Source organism: Marinobacterium lacunae, assembly GCF_000705555.1.
GTDB lineage: Bacteria > Pseudomonadota > Gammaproteobacteria > Pseudomonadales > Balneatricaceae > Marinobacterium_D > Marinobacterium_D lacunae.
This window is the reverse complement of record NZ_JMQN01000047.1, coordinates 177,664-195,207: the sequence shown is the minus strand read 5'-3', so window position 1 is coordinate 195,207 and position 17,544 is coordinate 177,664. Positions and strand designations below refer to the sequence as shown.

Annotated in this window: 16 protein-coding genes and 1 tRNA gene; 3 read left to right on the top strand and 14 right to left on the bottom strand. The window is 54.7% G+C overall.

The window, feature by feature from the left end:
- Nucleotides 1-90 precede the first annotated feature (90 nt).
- The 7 genes from lpdA to sdhC all read right to left on the bottom strand — a co-directional run bounded on the left by lpdA (nt 91) and on the right by sdhC (nt 9,189).
- Entirely contained in the window at nt 91-1,530 is a 1,440-nt protein-coding gene (gene lpdA, locus ADIMK_RS16160; protein ID WP_036190303.1) for a dihydrolipoyl dehydrogenase, read from the bottom strand.
- Between the two features lie 44 nt (nt 1,531-1,574).
- Nucleotides 1,575-2,807 carry a 2-oxoglutarate dehydrogenase complex dihydrolipoyllysine-residue succinyltransferase gene (odhB, locus tag ADIMK_RS16155; protein WP_036190300.1) on the bottom strand — a complete coding sequence of 411 codons (1,233 nt, stop codon included), beginning with the start codon at nt 2,805-2,807 and terminating at the stop codon, nt 1,575-1,577.
- Nucleotides 2,808-2,854: 47 nt separating this feature from the next.
- Entirely contained in the window at nt 2,855-5,686 is a 2,832-nt protein-coding gene (locus tag ADIMK_RS16150) for a 2-oxoglutarate dehydrogenase E1 component (RefSeq protein WP_036190298.1), read from the bottom strand.
- 291 nt (nt 5,687-5,977) lie between these two features.
- A complete protein-coding gene (locus tag ADIMK_RS16145; RefSeq protein ID WP_036190296.1) occupies nt 5,978-6,682 on the bottom strand; it encodes a succinate dehydrogenase iron-sulfur subunit in 705 nt (234 codons plus the stop codon).
- Nucleotides 6,683-6,694: 12 nt separating this feature from the next.
- The gene (sdhA, locus tag ADIMK_RS16140; RefSeq protein WP_036190295.1) at nt 6,695-8,467 is read right to left on the bottom strand and encodes a succinate dehydrogenase flavoprotein subunit; all 1,773 of its coding nucleotides are present in this window, start codon (nt 8,465-8,467) and stop codon (nt 6,695-6,697) included.
- A 3-nt stretch (nt 8,468-8,470) separates the two neighbouring features.
- Nucleotides 8,471-8,818: a succinate dehydrogenase, hydrophobic membrane anchor protein gene (sdhD, locus tag ADIMK_RS16135; RefSeq protein WP_036190294.1), complete on the bottom strand. Its 348-nt coding sequence runs from the start codon at nt 8,816-8,818 to the stop codon at nt 8,471-8,473.
- Nucleotides 8,812-9,189: a succinate dehydrogenase, cytochrome b556 subunit gene (gene sdhC / locus ADIMK_RS16130; RefSeq protein WP_036190292.1), complete on the bottom strand. Its 378-nt coding sequence runs from the start codon at nt 9,187-9,189 to the stop codon at nt 8,812-8,814. The genes sdhD and sdhC overlap by 7 nt, the downstream gene beginning before the upstream one ends.
- 433 nt (nt 9,190-9,622) lie before the next feature.
- Here sdhC and gltA point away from each other — a divergent pair, with 433 nt between their 5' ends.
- Together gltA and ADIMK_RS16120 are read left to right on the top strand one after the other, a co-directional pair.
- Nucleotides 9,623-10,903, top strand: a complete 1,281-nt coding sequence (gene gltA / locus ADIMK_RS16125) for a citrate synthase (RefSeq protein ID WP_036190289.1) — start codon at nt 9,623-9,625, stop codon at nt 10,901-10,903.
- A 119-nt stretch (nt 10,904-11,022) separates the two neighbouring features.
- Nucleotides 11,023-11,096, top strand: a tRNA-Gly gene (locus tag ADIMK_RS16120).
- A 10-nt stretch (nt 11,097-11,106) separates the two neighbouring features.
- Here the strand turns inward: ADIMK_RS16120 and tcdA are convergent.
- The 7 genes from tcdA to ADIMK_RS16085 all read right to left on the bottom strand — a co-directional run bounded on the left by tcdA (nt 11,107) and on the right by ADIMK_RS16085 (nt 16,236).
- On the bottom strand, nt 11,107-11,904 hold the full coding sequence (gene tcdA / locus ADIMK_RS16115) for a tRNA cyclic N6-threonylcarbamoyladenosine(37) synthase TcdA (protein WP_036190286.1): 798 nt from the start codon (nt 11,902-11,904) through the stop codon (nt 11,107-11,109).
- 16 nt (nt 11,905-11,920) lie between these two features.
- Nucleotides 11,921-12,136 carry a hypothetical protein gene (locus ADIMK_RS16110; RefSeq protein ID WP_036190283.1) on the bottom strand — a complete coding sequence of 72 codons (216 nt, stop codon included), beginning with the start codon at nt 12,134-12,136 and terminating at the stop codon, nt 11,921-11,923.
- Between the two features lie 31 nt (nt 12,137-12,167).
- The gene (locus ADIMK_RS16105) at nt 12,168-12,872 is read right to left on the bottom strand and encodes a TIGR01621 family pseudouridine synthase (protein WP_051693039.1); all 705 of its coding nucleotides are present in this window, start codon (nt 12,870-12,872) and stop codon (nt 12,168-12,170) included.
- A gap of 54 nt (nt 12,873-12,926) precedes the next feature.
- Nucleotides 12,927-13,325: a hypothetical protein gene (locus tag ADIMK_RS16100; protein WP_036190281.1), complete on the bottom strand. Its 399-nt coding sequence runs from the start codon at nt 13,323-13,325 to the stop codon at nt 12,927-12,929.
- 85 nt (nt 13,326-13,410) lie between these two features.
- Nucleotides 13,411-14,118 (bottom strand): DnaA regulatory inactivator Hda, encoded by a 708-nt coding sequence (gene hda / locus ADIMK_RS16095; protein ID WP_036190276.1) that lies wholly within the window; start codon nt 14,116-14,118, stop codon nt 13,411-13,413.
- A gap of 1 nt (nt 14,119) precedes the next feature.
- The gene (locus ADIMK_RS16090; protein WP_036190274.1) at nt 14,120-15,202 is read right to left on the bottom strand and encodes an AI-2E family transporter; all 1,083 of its coding nucleotides are present in this window, start codon (nt 15,200-15,202) and stop codon (nt 14,120-14,122) included.
- 20 nt (nt 15,203-15,222) lie between these two features.
- A complete protein-coding gene (locus ADIMK_RS16085) occupies nt 15,223-16,236 on the bottom strand; it encodes a DUF2066 domain-containing protein (protein ID WP_036190272.1) in 1,014 nt (337 codons plus the stop codon).
- 249 nt (nt 16,237-16,485) lie between these two features.
- Between ADIMK_RS16085 and purM the strand changes: the two genes are divergently transcribed.
- Nucleotides 16,486-17,544, top strand: coding sequence for a phosphoribosylformylglycinamidine cyclo-ligase (gene purM / locus ADIMK_RS16080; RefSeq protein ID WP_036190271.1), 1,059 nt, complete (start codon nt 16,486-16,488; stop codon nt 17,542-17,544).

Below are 17,544 nucleotides of genomic sequence, written 5' to 3'. Positions count from 1 at the left end.
CTACGAGTGTGCAGCTCCATGCACTTTCATCAGTGCTATCACACAGGGGACGAGCTTTTGGCCCGACCCGCGTAAAGCAACCCTCAGAACTTAACGCTTTTTACGATTAGCAATATGGATCGCGTGGTTATCCACGGCCAATGCTGCTTCGTGCACCGCTTCACTTACCGTCGGGTGAGCGAAAACAGTAAGCTGAAGGTCTTCGGCGCTGGAGGAGAACTCCATGGCAATCACACCCTGAGCGATAAGCTCGGATGCAACGCCGCCGACGATGTGCACGCCCAGAATGCGGTCAGTCGTCTCATCAGCGATGATCTTGACGAAGCCTTCGGTGGCATTTGCAGCCATCGCGCGGCCGGACGCCGCAAACGGGAATTTGCCGACTTTATATTTAACACCTTCAGACTTGAGCTCCTGCTCAGTCTTACCAACCCAAGCCAGCTCTGGGAAGGTATAAATGATGTTTGGTATGCAGTCGTAGTTCATTGCAGCCTTATGACCGGCAATGATATCTGCAACCATAATGCCCTCTTCCGAGGCCTTGTGTGCCAGCATCGGGCCGCGAACGGAGTCACCGATCGCGTAGACGCCCGGTGCGTCGGTGCGGCAGTTTTCATCAACGAAGATGAAACCGCGCTCATCCAGCTTGACGCCGGAATCTTCAGAAAGGAGACCCTGAGTCTGCGGGCGACGACCGACAGCCACGATCAGCTTGTCAACCACCAGCTCCTGCTCGCCATTGGCGTCGGTGTACTTAACCTTCACCTCTTTGCCACCGATGACTTCGGTGCCGGTGCAGCGAGCACCCAGCTTGATGTCCAGACCCTGCTTGGTCAGCAGTTTCTTGGCTTCCTTGGCAACATCGATGTCAGCCAGCGCAAGGAAGTCATCCATCGCTTCGAGCACGGTGACTTCAGAACCACAGCGAGCCCAAATAGAGCCCATCTCGAGACCAATAACACCTGCACCGATGATACCCAAACGCTTCGGCGCTTCGGTGATATCCAGTGCACCTGCGTTATCCAGAATCAGGCCTTCAGTCAGCGGAGCCGGCGGAATCTCGACCGGTACTGAGCCAGACGCCAGAACGACGTTCTCAGCAGCATGAACGGATACGTTACCGTCCTTGTCGGTCACTTCGACCTGCTTGCCGGCCAACAGTTTGCCAGTTCCCTGCAGCAGAGTAACGCCGTTGGCCTTGAACAGACCTGCGATACCACCGGTCAGATTCTTAACGATCTGATTCTTGCGCTCGACCATTTTTTGGGTATCGATCTGAACGTTGTCAGCGATGATACCCTGTGAGGCGAAACCATGCTGCGCCTCATGCAGCTTGTGAGTGGTTTCCAACAGCGCCTTGGAGGGAATACAGCCCACGTTCAGGCAGGTACCACCAAGGACTGCGGTGCCCTTGTCATCAATCCACTTCTCGACACAAGCGGTATTCAGACCCAGCTGAGCTGCGCGAATCGCCGCAACATATCCACCAGGCCCTGCACCCACAACAATTACATCAAATTTATCTGACATCACTTAGTCCTGTCTGTCTGTTCACTCGTTCGATTGTGGTCTGCTTAAACATCCAGCAACATACGTGCCGGATCTTCCAGCAGATCCTTGATGGTGACGAGGAATTGTACCGCCTCCTTGCCATCGATCATACGGTGGTCGTATGACAGGGCGAGGTACATCATCGGCAGGATCACAACCTGACCATTGACCGCCATCGGACGCTCCTGGATTTTGTGCATACCCAGAATCGCAGTCTGCGGCGGGTTCAGGATCGGAGTCGACATCAGAGAACCGAATACACCACCGTTAGTGATGGTGAAGGTACCGCCCTGCATATCATCCATGCCGAGCTTGCCATCGCGACCGCGCTTACCGAAGTCGGCGATAGTAGATTCAACATCAGCAAGGCTCATGCTGTCGGTATCACGCAGAACCGGAACCATCAGACCACGATCGGTAGAAACGGCAACACCAATATCCTGGTAACCGTGATAAACCATGTCGTTACCGTCGATGGAAGCGTTGACAGCCGGGAAACGCTTGAGCGCTTCGGTTGCCGCTTTTACGAAGAAAGACATGAAACCCAGACGGGTACCGTTGTGGGTCTTCTCGAACAGATCCTTGTACTGCTTACGCAGATCCATGACCGGCTTCATGTTGACTTCGTTGTAGGTTGTCAGCATGGCAGCGTTCTGCTGCGCTTCGACCAGACGCTTGGCGATAGTTGCACGCAAACGAGTCATCGGAACGCGCTTCTCGGTACGCTCACCTGCAACCACATTGACCGACGCTGCAGCAGCCGGTGCCGGTGCAGGTGCCGGAGCAGCAGCGGCAGCAGGAGCGGCCGGCTTGTTCTTCAGGAAGTTGACAACATCTTCCTTAGTGATGCCGCCATTCTTGCCAGAGGCTGGAATCTGCTTCGGATCCAGATTGTTCTCGTCGATCAGCTTGCGGGCAGCCGGACCGATCTTGTCGCCTTCGCCGGTTTCACCTTCCGGTGCTGCGGCGCTTGCGGCTGCGGGCGCTGCTGATTCAGCGGCTGCGGCAGTACCTGCTGCACCTGCTTCGAATACCGCGATCACCTCGTCACTTAGAACAGTATCGCCTTCGCCCTTGATGATCTCCTTGATCACACCGTCAGCCGGCGCAACCACTTCAAGAACGACCTTATCGGTCTCAATGTCGACGATCAGTTCATCAGCGGCGCAAGCCTCACCAGGCTGTTTGTGCCAAGTTGCAACGGTACCGTCCGCAACGGACTCCGGAAAAGTAGGCGCTTTGATTTCGATGGACATGCTATTTCCTTAAATACTGTGCTCGTTTATTCGCTAACGAACTGTCATTAACCGTTGATTGCTTCGTTAACCAGCTGTTCTTGCTGTTCCAAATGGACAGAGATATAACCAACAGCCGGTGCCGCCGCATGCGGACGCCCCACCCCATCGAGATAGAGTTTGGGATTATGCTTGTGCAACACGTTGCGCATGTGATGCTGGCTGCAGTACCAGGCCCCTTGGTTCATCGGCTCTTCTTGACACCAAACCACTGATTCCAAGTTCTCGTACTGACTGATTGTGTTCAGCAGAATCTCCTCCGGGAACGGATAGAGCTGCTCGATTCGCACGATTGCCACATCATCTTTTGCCAGCTCAGCACGGCGGTTATAGAGGTCGAAGTAGACCTTACCGCTACACATAACCAGACGTTTAACTTTCTTCGGATCCTGCACATCCACTTCAGGGATGACAGGCTGGAAGGTACCGTCAGCAAGCTCTTCAAGTGTCGAGATCGCCTGTTTGTGACGCAACAGCGACTTCGGAGACATGACGACAAGCGGCTTACGCAGCGGACGCACGACCTGACGACGCAACAGATGGAAGATCTGCGCAGGCGTTGTCGGCACACAAACCTGGATATTGTGCTCGGCACAAAGCTGCAGGAAGCGTTCGAGTCGCGCGGAGGAGTGCTCAGGACCCTGACCTTCGAAACCATGAGGCAGAAGCATAGTCAGTCCACACAGACGCTGCCACTTCTGCTCACCCGAGGTGATGAACTGGTCGATTACAACCTGCGCCCCGTTTGCGAAGTCACCGAACTGTGCCTCCCAAATAACCAGCGCGTTCGGCGTAGTGGTTGCGTAGCCGTATTCGAAACCGAGCACAGCCTCTTCAGAGAGCAGAGAGTCGTAGATATCGAATACAGGCTGACCTTCCGCCAACTTTTGCAGCGGAACATAGGTCGAAGCGTCCTTCTGGTTGTGAAGAACCGCATGGCGATGCGAGAACGTACCACGGCCCACATCCTGCCCGGTCAGGCGCACCCGGTGGCCTTCTGCAAGAATCGTCGCGTACGCCAGCGTTTCCGCAAAGCCCCAGTTGGCTTCCATAGCACCGGCCGCCATTTTCTTGCGATCTTCGTAGATCTTCTGAACTTGACGCTGAATAGCAAAACCTTCGGGCACTTCGCAGGTTTTATTGGCCAACTCCTGGAGCAGCTTCATGTCAACGCGGGTGTCGCAGTCAAAGCTCCACTCATGCCCCAGGTACGGACGCCAATCAACAAACAGCTCGGTATTAGGCTGTTTGACCAGAGATCGCGCAACATGCTCACCATTTTCGAGCTGCTGGCGATACTCTTTCTCCATCTCTTTACTCTGCTCTTCAGTGATCACATTTTCAGCAATCAACTGCTCTGCATACAGAGTACGGGTGGTTTTGTGGTTCTTGATCTTGGAGTACATCAGCGGCTGAGTGCCAGACGGCTCATCCGCTTCGTTGTGACCACGGCGGCGATAGCAGACCAGATCGATCACGACGTCTTTTTTGAACTCGTTGCGGTAATCAACAGCCAGTTGAGTTACGAAACGCACCGCTTCAGCATCGTCACCGTTGACGTGGAAGATCGGTGCCTGAACCATCTTGGCAACATCGGTACAGTACTCGGTTGAACGCGCATCCTCTTTCTTGGATGTGGTAAAGCCGACCTGGTTATTGATGACAATATGGATAGTACCGCCGGTTTTGTAGGCGCGGGTTTGAGACATCTGCAGAGTCTCCATAACCACACCCTGACCCGCGAACGCGGCGTCACCGTGGATATTAACCGGCACAACTGTCGTACCGACCTCATCGTTACGGCGATCCTGACGCGCGCGTACAGAGCCCTCTACCACTGGCGCAACAATCTCCAGATGGGAAGGGTTGAACGCCATGGCGATATGAACTTCACCGCCATCGGTCATAATGTTGGATGAGAACCCCTGATGGTACTTAACGTCGCCAGAGCTTTCGACGAGCTTCTTACCTTCGAACTCACCAAAGAGTTCAGCCGGATTCTTACCGAAAATGTTGACCAGCGTATTGAGACGGCCACGGTGAGCCATACCGATCACGATCTCTTTCGCCCCCTGCTTGCCAGCTCGGCGAACCAGCGTATTCAGAGACACGATAAGAGACTCGCCACCTTCAAGACCGAAACGCTTGGCGCCCGCGTAGCGAGAGCCGAGGTATTTTTCCAGACCTTCAGCAGCGGTGAGGCGCTCGAGCACCATCATTTTGCTCTCGAGATCAACCTCTGGATGGGCACGAACCGGCTCAAGGCGCGACTGAATCCAGCGCTTCTCCTGAGTGTCGACGATGTGCATATACTCGGCGCCGACAGTGGTGCAATACGTTTTCTTGAGATCAGCCAGGATCTCTTTCAGCGGCGCTTCCTCTTTACCAAAGAACAGGGAGCCCAGCTGGAATACCGTATCGTAATCGGCCTCGGACAATTCATGGAAACGAGGCTCAAGATCGGGCACATGCTCACGTTCAAGCAGGTCCAACGGATCAATACTGGCCGCCTGATGTCCGCGAACACGATAAGCGTTAATCATACGCAGAACACGAACCTGCTTCTTTTCATGCTCAGAGCTTACGCTGCTGACACTCGCAGGCTGGGACCGTTTCTGATTCTTGGACAGGTAAAGGAAGTGCTCCCGAATGGGAGAATGTGGAACATCCTGAGAGATGTTGTCGCCGACTTTGGGAAGGCGGTTAAACTCTTCACGCCACTCTTGTGGAACGGCGTTCGGATCCATCAGATAAGTTTCGTACAGTTGCTCGACGTAGGAAAGGTTTCCACCGTAAAGATGGGCATTTTTCCACATCAGCTCCATTATGCCGTCTTGCATTATGATATCACCCTGGCTTCAGGGGTCGAAGGCGCGCTCAGGGTGCACCATTTCCTGCTCACGTATACCACCGCCCCTGCTAATTACTGATTTGTTATTCAGCTGCAATCTAACGGGTCGCGCAAAATTGCGGGAAATATTTTACGACTTTTCATCCAGCCTTAACACAGCTTGAAGCGATGGATAATACTAAAGTTCCCCGTTTTTTCGCCCTTTCCGACCTTTTGCAGGATTGCAATCACCCTGACAAAGAAAAAGCGGCACATTGTGCCGCTTTTTTGAGAACCCTGATCAGGTCGCTTGCTGAATCAGCATGTTTCGAATCTTGCCAATCGCCTTGGTCGGGTTTAGCCCCTTCGGACAGACATTGACGCAGTTCATGATGCCGTGGCAACGGAAAACACTGAACGGATCATCAAGGTCCGCCAGTCGCTCACGCGTTGCAGTATCGCGACTATCCGCCAGGAAGCGGTATGCCTGCAACAGACCAGACGGCCCAATGAACTTGTCCGGGTTCCACCAGAAAGACGGGCAGGCAGTTGAACAGCAAGCACAGAGAATACACTCGTACAAACCATCCAGCTCGGCACGCTCTTCCGGCGACTGCAAACGTTCGATTGCAGGAGCCGGCGTATTGTTGATCAGGAACGGCTTGATCTTCTCGTACTGACGATAGAACTGAGTCATATCGACCACGAGATCACGAATGACCGGCAGCCCCGGTAACGGACGCAGAACCAGCTTGTCAGCCTCAACCACCGCAGAAAGCGGGGTGATGCATGCCAGACCGTTCTTGCCATTCATGTTCATGCCGTCAGATCCACACACACCCTCACGGCAAGAGCGGCGATAAGCCAGCGTCGAATCTTTCTCTTTCAGCAACTGGAGCAGGTCCAGCACCATGATGTCCTTTCCACCCGGGATATCGATATGGATATCCTGCATGTACGGCGCATCATCAATTTCAGGGTTATAGCGATATACACTTACCAGCATCGTACCAGCCCCTTAATAAGTTCGAACTTTCGGCGGGAACGGTTCCATCGTCTTCGGCGCGAAGTTAACCGCACGCTTACCGATGCGCTTTTCCTGCGGGAAGAAAACGGAGTGGCAGAGCCAGTTCTCGTCATCACGCTCAGTAAAGTCGTTACGGGCATGCGCACCGCGAGACTCTTTACGTTCAACCGCAGCGATTGCCGTTGCTTCAGCAACTTCCATCAGGTTTTCAAGCTCAAGCGCTTCGATACGTGATGTATTGAATGCCTGGCTCTTATCTTCCAGATGTACGTTCGCAACACGCTCACGGATCCCTTTCAGCAACTCAAGACCCTTCGCCATGCTTTCGCCGTCACGGAATACACCGAAATACAGCTGCATAGTGCTCTGGAGATCCTTGCGCACATCGGCGATGCTTTCGCCGCCAGTACTGTTGTTCAGACGGTTCAGGCGAGCCATTGCCGCCTCGAGATCAGCCTCTGTTGCGTCAGCCACTTCGTAGCCTTCGCGCATCTGCTGCTCGATCTGCAGACCTGCTGCACGGCCGAATACCACCAGGTCAAGCAGGGAGTTACCACCCAGACGGTTAGCACCGTGAACAGATACACACGCCACTTCACCACAGGCATAAAGACCTTTGACGATCTGATCTTCACCCTCGAGATTCGGAGCGATAACCTGTCCGCCGATGTTGGTCGCCAGACCACCCATCATATAGTGACATGTCGGCACAACAGGAATCGGCTCTTTGACCGGATCCACAGCAGCGAAGGTCTTGGACAGCTCACAGATACCCGGCAGACGAGAGTGCAGAACCTCTTCACCCAGATGATCCAGCTTCAGGTATACGTAATCGCCATTCTCCCCGGCGCCATTACCAGCCAGAATCTCCAGAATCATCGAGCGAGCAACAACGTCACGGCCAGCCAGATCTTTCGCGTTCGGAGCATAACGCTCCATGAAGCGCTCACCGTTTTTGTTGATCAGGTAGCCCCCCTCACCGCGGCAACCCTCGGTCACGAGGACACCCGCACCGGCAATACCGGTCGGATGGAACTGCCACATCTCCATATCCTGCGCCGGAACACCTGCACGCAGCGCCATACCCACACCGTCACCGGTATTGATCAGCGCATTGGTAGTAGAGGCATAGATACGACCAGCGCCACCGGTAGCAAGCACGGTTGCCTTGGCCTTGATGTAAACGGTTTCACCGGTTTCGATGCAGATAGCGATACAGCCCACTACCGCACCATCGGCATTTTTAACCAGATCGACGGCATACCATTCATTCAGGAAGGTAGTACCCGCCTTCATGTTGCCCTGATACAGGGTGTGCAGCAGCGCATGACCTGTACGGTCTGCAGCAGCACAGGTACGGGCAGCCTGACCGCCCTCACCGAAGTTCTTGGACTGACCACCGAAAGGACGCTGATAGATACGACCGGTCTCGGTACGGGAGAACGGCAGACCCATGTGATCAAGTTCGAATACAGCCTGAGGACCGACAGAACACATGTATTCGATCGCATCCTGGTCACCGATGTAATCAGAACCTTTTACGGTGTCATACATGTGCCAGCGCCAGTCATCGTTCGGATCAGCACTGGCGATCGCGCAGGTGATACCACCCTGAGCAGACACGGTATGGGAACGCGTCGGGAAAACCTTGGTCACACAAGCAGTGTTCAGGCCGGACTGTGCCAGCTGCAGTGCAGCACGCATGCCCGCACCGCCACCGCCGACCACAATCGCGTCGAAAGAGAGCGTACGCAGTTTAGACATGTCTTAGATACCCCAAAGAATCTGGATGCCCCACACAACGTAAATAAACGCCAGCAGGCCACAAACGGACTGGAATACGAAACGAGCACCGGTCGGCTTAATATAGTCGGTAGATACCGACCACAGGCCAATCCAGGCGTGGGCTACCATGGACAGCAGTGCCAGCAAGGAGAAGACACGCATAAAAGTGCCGTCGAACAGGCCGCGCCACTGGTTGTAATCCAGATCCGGATTGAACAGCAGGTAACCGATCATGAAGACGGTGTAGGCCAGCAGGATAACGGCGGTAACACGCTGCATCATCCAATCGTAGAGGCCGCTACGGCCAAAGCTAGTAATACTGGTTACCATATCCATACCCCTGCCAGAAGGATTGCCGCCACAGCAACAATCAAAGTGACTTTGGCCGCACGTTGACCGCTCTCAAGCTCCTCACAGTATCCAGCATCCATAATCAGATGCTTGACGCCCGCAAAGAAGTGATAAAGCAGTGCTGACACAAGGCCCCATGCTATGAGTTTTGCCAGGAAAGACTCCTGGAGCATCTCCTGGGCTTGCGCAAAGCCCTGCGGAGACTCCAGCGACAAACCCAACACATACACCATGAAGATGGCGCCAAAGAACAGCGCGACACCTGACACACGGTGCAGAATTGAAGTGATCGCCGGTAGTGGCTGTTTAATAGTACGCAGATCTAGATTTACAGGTCTTTTTTTGTTCACGGCTCTAGTTCACACTCTTGCGGCCTTGTTGCAAGGCTCGGTTGCTTGGAAGTGCTCAGAGAGTAGTACCTCGAGATGCCTGAAATGAGCTCATATATTTTGCTTTCAGAAGTCATTTCAGGAGCCGGAGTATAGACACTTCGCCCCGCGAACACAATGAAGGGACGCCCGCATTAGCCTTATGTCCAATACCCCAACAGCGCAAAACACTAAGTAAAACGTACACCAACCGAACGGCGAAACAGCTTTGATTGGACTGCAATTTTACTCATGATGCATTGCAGCATATTAACCCAATGACTAAATTGACAATCACGCTTCAAACACTATAGTGGATGCTCACTTAATTCGGGGATACAGCTGATCCTGTACACCGAAAACAAGCGACTGACAACAAGTCGCAGCTATTACAACTGAATGATAGGAGCCTCGAATGGCTGACAAGAAAGCACGTTTGACAGTCGATGGTCTGGAAGGAGCGATTGAACTTCCAGTGTATAGCGGAACAGAAGGACCGGATGTTATCGATGTCCGCCCTTTGACCGGACAAGGTCTGTTCACCTATGACCCCGGGTTCGTATCAACAGCGGCTTGTGAATCCAAGCTGACTTATATAGACGGCGGCAAAGGCATCCTGCTGCACGGCGGCTACCCCATCGAGCAACTGGCCAACCACTCTGACTATTTGGAAGTCTGCTACTTGCTGCTTAATGGTGAGCTACCGACACCTGAAGAGAAAGAAGAGTTCGTCAACATCGTCTCTAACCACACCATGGTGCACGAGCAGATGAGCCACTTCTTCAATGGCTTCCGTCGCGACGCGCATCCAATGGCCATCATGGTGGCATGTGTAGGCGCACTCTCGGCGTTCTACCACGACTCCCTGGATATCAACAACGCGCACCACCGCGAAGTCTGTGCCTATCGCCTCATCGCCAAGATGCCAACCCTGGCAGCTATGTGTTACAAGTACTCCATCGGCCAGCCATTTATGTATCCGCGCAATGAGCTGAGCTATGCAGAAAACTTCCTGCACATGATGTTCGCAACGCCCTGCGGTGAGTACAAGGTAAGCCCCACCCTGGCACGCGCCATGGACAAGATCTTCGTTTTGCACGCAGATCATGAACAGAACGCATCGACCTCCACCGTACGTCTTGCCGGCTCTTCCGGCGCCAACCCGTTCGCCTGTATCGCAGCCGGTATCGCAGCCCTCTGGGGACCTGCTCACGGCGGCGCCAACGAGGCTGTACTCGTCATGCTCGAAGAGATCGGCGACGAAGAGAACATCCCCGAGTTCATTGAGCGCGCGAAGGACCCCAACGATCCGTTCCGCCTGATGGGCTTCGGTCACCGCGTATATCGCAACTTCGACCCGCGCGCCAAGGTCATGAAGCAGACCTGCGACGAAGTTCTGGCTGAACTTGGAATCGAAAACGATCCGCTACTGAAGATTGCCAAGCGCCTCGAGCAGATCGCCCTGGAAGACGAATATTTCGTAGAGCGTAAGCTCTACCCCAACGTCGACTTCTACTCAGGCATTATCCTGAAGGCAATCGGCATTCCGACCAGCATGTTCACCGTAATCTTCGCACTGTCGCGCACCATCGGCTGGATCTCACACTGGAACGAGTTCCACTCCAGCCCGAACAAGATCGGGCGCCCACGCCAGCTCTACACTGGACCGAAGTTCCGCGACTACCCGAGCAAGTAATCGATAGACACAAAACTGCCCGCTTTATGCGGGCAGTTTTTTATCAATCTCCGACATTTCCACCCCCATTGCAGCAACAAAAGAGAGTGTGATTTAATCGGTTCAAATGCCGACTACAGGCGGGTGTAGTTCAATGGTAGAACGGGAGCTTCCCAAGCTCTTAACGTGGGTTCGATTCCCATCACCCGCTCCACGCCATTCATTCACGCCCCCGCTGCCACCCTTTGATGCCGCTCATAAAGCTTTTGCAGTACACGGGATACGGCAACAAAACCAAACGTAGCCGTTACGCAAGTTGAAGCACCGAAGCCACCTGCACAGTCGAGCCGGGTCTGCCCATCATGAAGCGTCTTTTGCTGACAGACAGAGCCATCAGGCTGAGGGTAACGCAGCTGTTCGGTAGAATAGACGCAATCGATCGCAAACCGCCTGCCACTTTTGCTGAAGCCATAGTGGCGACGCAGCAAATTACGAAGCTTGGCCGCCAGGGGATCATGCTCTGTACGACTTAGATCGGTAATAGAGATCCGGGTAGGATCAACCTGACCGCCGGCACCACCAACGGTAATGATCGGGATCTTTCGACGCTTACAATGCGCGATCATCGCGGCCTTGACGCCAACCGCGTCGATGGCGTCAATCACGTAGTCAAAGCCCTCATGAATCAGCTCATCGAGATTCTCTCGACTGACAAACGCCTCCTCTTCATGAACAAGACATTCCGGATTGATATCACGCATCCGCTCAGCCATCACTGCCACCTTGGACATCCCCACCGTTGAGGCAAGTGCGTGAATCTGACGGTTGGTATTGGTCACACACACATCATCCAAGTCGATCAGCGTCACTTCACCGACACCAGAGCGCGCCAGCGCTTCCGCTACCCATGAACCAACACCGCCAACACCCACAACGGCGATATGACTGCGGCAGTAGAGGTCATACGCCTCCCGCCCATAAAGGCGGATCGTACCGCCAAAGCGCTGGTCCTGATCTTCCACAGACTACCTCGTCGAGTCAGAAATCATCTTCAGTCAGTTCGGTCAACACGGCCTCGCCGCACCGGCAACAACGCCCCTCGATAAACACGATGCCATGCAACTCATATTCAAAAGGCTCGATCATGCCCAGATTGACCTGCTGACAGTTATCGCACCAGGTTTCGTGCATAAATATGGCACGCTCTTCAGGCGTGCGCGCAAAGAAATCCCGGGGGACTGGAGTGTCACTCATTTCACTTAACCCTGAAGTAAACCGGAGGGCATCATACCGTCGCCAAACCAACGGGACCAGCCGAATGCCAGCGCAACGCCGACGGGTCTGCCCACCCGCGCAGCGCTTCGCGGACCACATCTGACTGAAACAGAACCCCCACATTTGGCTCCGCGACAAAGTGATAGCAACAACCCAGCAGATCAAACTTCAACTGCCACGCATGGAGATACCCTCTATCCGGAGCAGGCTCCACCCGCTCGTGATAGATCGGGTCACCCACTATCGGAGCACCGACACTTTTCAACGCAACCCTAATCTGGTGAGTCTGCCCCGTAGAAGGCTTACAGATCATTAGACGAAGCCCTGCCCCGGCCGAGCAACTAAAAAACTCCGTGACAGCCGGATTATGCCGCGCACGCATCAGACGCCAGCCACTGCGCCTCGATTTGGCCATATCACCAATCACACGCCCCTGCTTCTTGCTTGGCTTTCTATCACTCAGGGCGATGTAGTACTTTTCCACGCTGCGCTGACGAAACAGTCCAGACAGCCGGTCACAGGCTCCAGCGGACGTCGCCAGCAGCAACAGACCGGATGTCATACGATCCAAACGATGTACCAGCCAGAGCTTCCGGTCCAAGTCACGTTCAACCTGCATCACCAGACCAGCCTCGGAGGTATCCCGATGCACGCTGACGCCGGGCGACTTATTAATCACAATAAAATGCTCGGTCTGAGCAATAAGTTGATACATGGGCATGAGGGCATTGCGAAAAAACAGCGATTGTCGAGCAAAGCCAAGCGCTATTCAAGCAGACCGGGCATCCCAACCAAGATAACGGGCCACGCGCTCGGCGTCCGGGGTATACAGTCGTAACTCCCACTTACCACAGAGCTGCCGCGTGCACCACTGGGCATCAAACACCAACTCAAGACACGCCGGGGTCGGCACTTCAACACACAACAAACCGGATGGCCCAGACGAAGGAATTTCAAGCTCCATCAACACTACACCGGCACTGGAGATAAGCAGTCGACCGAACTGCACCGCGACATCCCCCTTGAACCAGTGACGGACAAGTGCGGACTCATGGCTATACGGCAGAGATACGCGATGCGCCAGCGTCATCCGCACATCACTGAGATGGCGAGCGTAGCGCCCGACACCTCCCTCAACAACACTGATATCCACAGAGGGTTTATCCATAGCCAAGAAGCATTCCTGATCCAGATCGAGCCGATCCATTCAGGCTATGGGTATTTGATGAAGATGGAATGACAGAGAGGGCTGACTACCAGCCCATCACCTGTTTAACAAAAGGCACCGTTATACGCCTTTGGGCGCTAAGCGATTCGCGATCAAGGCGATCGAGCGTAACCAGAAGATTGGCCATATCGCGACTTCCGTGATGCATCAAATAGCGCACCACTTCATCTGAGAGTTGCAACCCCCGGGCTTTCGCTCTGGACTTCAGCGCCACCTCCTTGGTTGCATCATCCAACGGCTTCACCTGGAACACCAGCCCCCAGTTCAGTCTCGACTCCAGGTCAGGAAGCTTGAGGCCCAGAGCCCGAGGCGAACGATCAGACGCCAGGATCAGCACATGGTTGATCGCCCGCATGCGATTGAAGAGGTGAAAGAGCGCCTCTTCCCACTGAGGCAGACCCGCCACTTGCTCCACATTGTCGATACAGACCATTTGAAGCTGATCGAGGTCATCCAGCAGCTCGGGACCAGCATGACCAAGCTCCGCCAGAGGCAGATAGACTGCCGAGCGACGAACCGGGTCTGCTGCATGACAGCAGGACTGCAGCAGGTGAGAGCAACCCACCCCCTGATGCCCCCAAATATAGATATATTGCTCCCCCTCACCGCGAGCGGCCTGCTCAAGCTGGGTACAGGCAAGACCATTCTGACCGCTGACAAAATTCTCAAAACGAGCGTCGTCCCGCAGGCCTATTCCAAGGGGTAGCTGAACTGGAGCCTTTTTCGTTGTCATCTCACTCTACTTCACCGGCTTGTTCCGGCTCGTCGGTGCTGTACAACCGACTTTTCTTGTACCCATCATGCAGATGGCGCAACAGCACCATGATCACGGCCGCCACCGGCAGCGCAAGCAAAATACCGACGAACCCGAACAACTGGCCACCTGCCATGATCGCAAAGATCACCGCAACGGGGTGCAGCCCGATGCGATCACCCACCAAGAGCGGAGTCAGCACCATCCCCTCAAGCATCTGACCGATCGCAAACACCAAACCAACCCAGGCCAAAATGGTTGGATCCTGAAATTGGACATAGGCCGCGACAGCCGCAACCACAATGCCGATTATAAACCCCATATAGGGAACGATACTGGCAAGGCCGGCAAGCATACCAATCAGCAGCGCGAGATCAAGCCCGACAATCCATAAACCGACGGCATACACAATTCCCAGCGCCAGCATGACCAACAGCTGCCCCTTGACGAATGCCCCCAATACCTCGTCACACTCACGTGCCCAGAGCGTAACTTTTGGCTCAAGATTGCGCGGCAAGAGATGCTGAATATTGGCCATCATCACATCCCAGTCTCGCAGTAGGTAAAAGGTCACGACCGGAATAAGCACAAGGTTTGCTATCCATCCCGCCAATGCCACCCCAGAACGAGTGATACCGCCCATCAGCTTCGCCGCGACGTTACCTGTCTCCTGCCAATACTGAGCGAATAACTGGCGCATGCTATCGAGATCAGGCCGACTGATAGACAGCCCGGTATTCTGCTCGATCCAAGGTAACAAACGACTGTGCAGCACCTCTGCCACTACCGGGATCTGACGCACCATCGTCTGAATCTGTTCTGTCAGCTGCGGCAAGAGCAGCAACACCGCCAACGCCAGCACAAGCGTCATGATCACAAACACAGTCACAACCGACTGCGTTCGATTAAACCCTTTTGCCTCCAGACGATCCGCTACCGGGTCGGTCAGGTAGGCCAATAGCGCTCCTACCAAGAACGGCGACAGTATCGGCGACAGCAGGTATATCAACCCCCCTGCAATCACCAGAGTAATCAGCAAAAACCAGCGCTGGGATTCGTTCATCCTTGTAACTCCTCAGAACCTTAAAGATCTGCCCATCGGTAGCGCCGCTCTCCCGAGGGCATCAACCGTGGGTTTTCGACCAGAATACCGTCCAGCGACTGAGCGCCGCCATCTATCTGGATAATCAGTTTGAGCGTCTGTCCACTCTGCCCTGCTGTAAAAACGCTTTTGACAGCCGACTGCTGACGAAGCCAGCCCGTCACATCCAGGTATGCAGCTGGTGAGGCGATTCCCTCTATTTCGATTTCGACACCTTCCGGCTGGTAGGACCCAACAGGCTCCAGCGTCAGTGCCGGCGACTCCTCACCTGCACCTCCGGACACGTCAATGCCCAACACTCGATCAGCGGTTAGGTCGGCAAACTGACGCAGCGAGAGCGGATCCGCTGCGCTGCGCTGCGCAATCGAGCGCCCGTCCCACCATAATGTCCAGCTCAGCTCATCACCGGTTTGCACACCGACCAGCACGGCATCGCCCTGATAGCGCGCAGAAGCCTCCTGAATCGGCCCTTGAGCTCCATTGACGAGATCCTGAGGGGACAAGGCTAACTGATCAGTCAGATCCATAAGCGGCTGCTGAAGGGGCACACCTCGCTGCCGCAAGGCATCGAATAGTTGCCGAAAAATTGCCCCGCCTGGCTCCGCCAGCTCAGCCTGCCCCCCTTCCGCGCGAACCAGCCAGACCAACAGTTGAGGACGATCATCGGACAGCACTGGAAGCTCAAGGCTTGCCATGAGGTTTTTAAGCCCAACCGGATCAAACCCGATTCGCCCCTCATCTGCTTGCGCCTGCTGTAGAAGACTGGCGTTGTCGAGCAGTGTCTGCACCGAAGGCCGCTGCATAATGTGTCGATCTCCACTGACCTTGACCAACACCTGCGCCAGAGCCGCTTCGACCTGCCGCTCCACTGGGGTGCCAGGCTCGATCTTAGCGCTGTAAAGGTTATCAACTTCGGCAGCTCTTGCGTTGACTGCCTGAAACAGAAGGAGAGTTGCTACGAACCCGACTAGAAAATTTCGCTTTACGGGATACATCTAGGCCTCTTCACCATGGCAACTGGCGGGTAATAGGTAATATTGCATCACGTCTTCATATGCCTTCAAAAGTGCCGTGCATCAGTGCGCGATAACTTTACCACACAATAATGCCTTATCCGTACGCGTCGATTGCACGCAACTTCGATAAAGCAACCGTCTAAAACTGGCCTTAACCCTGCCCTGCGCTGTAAACTAGGCGCCTTCTTAAACGCTACTCTTCCCGCTGTTGAAAGGTTTATTCATCCCATGTCTACAGGTTCTGAAAAAACATCCCTGAGCTACAAGGATGCAGGTGTTGATATCGACGCCGGCAACGCACTGGTCGAACGCATTAAAGGCGTCGCCAAACGCACCTCGCGCCCTGAAGTGATGGGCGGCCTCGGCGGCTTTGGCGCACTCTGCGAAATCCCGGCCGGTTACCGCCAACCAGTACTTGTATCAGGCACCGACGGTGTTGGCACCAAGCTGCGTCTGGCCATGGATCTGGGTAAACACGACACCATCGGTATCGACCTGGTCGCCATGTGCGTCAACGATCTGGTTGTAGCCGGTGCAGAACCGCTGTTTTTCCTTGATTACTATGCTACAGGCCACCTGAACGTGGACATGGCCGCCGACGTTGTCACTGGCATAGGCGCAGGTTGCGAACTCGCAGGTGCCGCTCTTGTCGGCGGCGAAACAGCTGAAATGCCCGGTATGTACGAAGGGGATGACTACGACCTGGCGGGCTTCTGCGTCGGCGTCGTAGAGAAGGACGAAATTATTGACGGTAGCCAGGTCAAAACCGGCGACGCACTGATCGCGCTCGCCTCCTCTGGCCCCCACTCGAACGGCTATTCCCTGATTCGCAAAATCCTCGAAATCAGCAACGCTGAGATCGAAATGCCGATGGGCGACACCACTTTGGCAAAGGCTCTTATGGAGCCGACACGCATCTACGTCAAGCCACTGCTGAAGCTCATCCGCGAAAGCCAGGTTAACGCGCTGTCCCATATCACCGGTGGCGGCCTGCTGGAAAACATCCCCCGCGTGCTGCCGAAACAGGCCAAAGCGGTCATCGACACCACGTCCTGGGAGATTCCACCGGTCTTTAAATGGCTACAGGAACAGGGCAATGTCGATCAGCGCGAAATGTATCGCACGCTTAACTGCGGCGTGGGCATGGTGATCTGCGTACCGACGGAGAAAGCCGACGAGGCACTGGCGCTGCTCGCCAACGAGGGCGAGACCGCCTGGATTATCGGCAGCATCGAAGAGGCCGAAGCCGGCGAAGAGCAAGTCGAACTGCGGGGCCTGGGCGCCTGA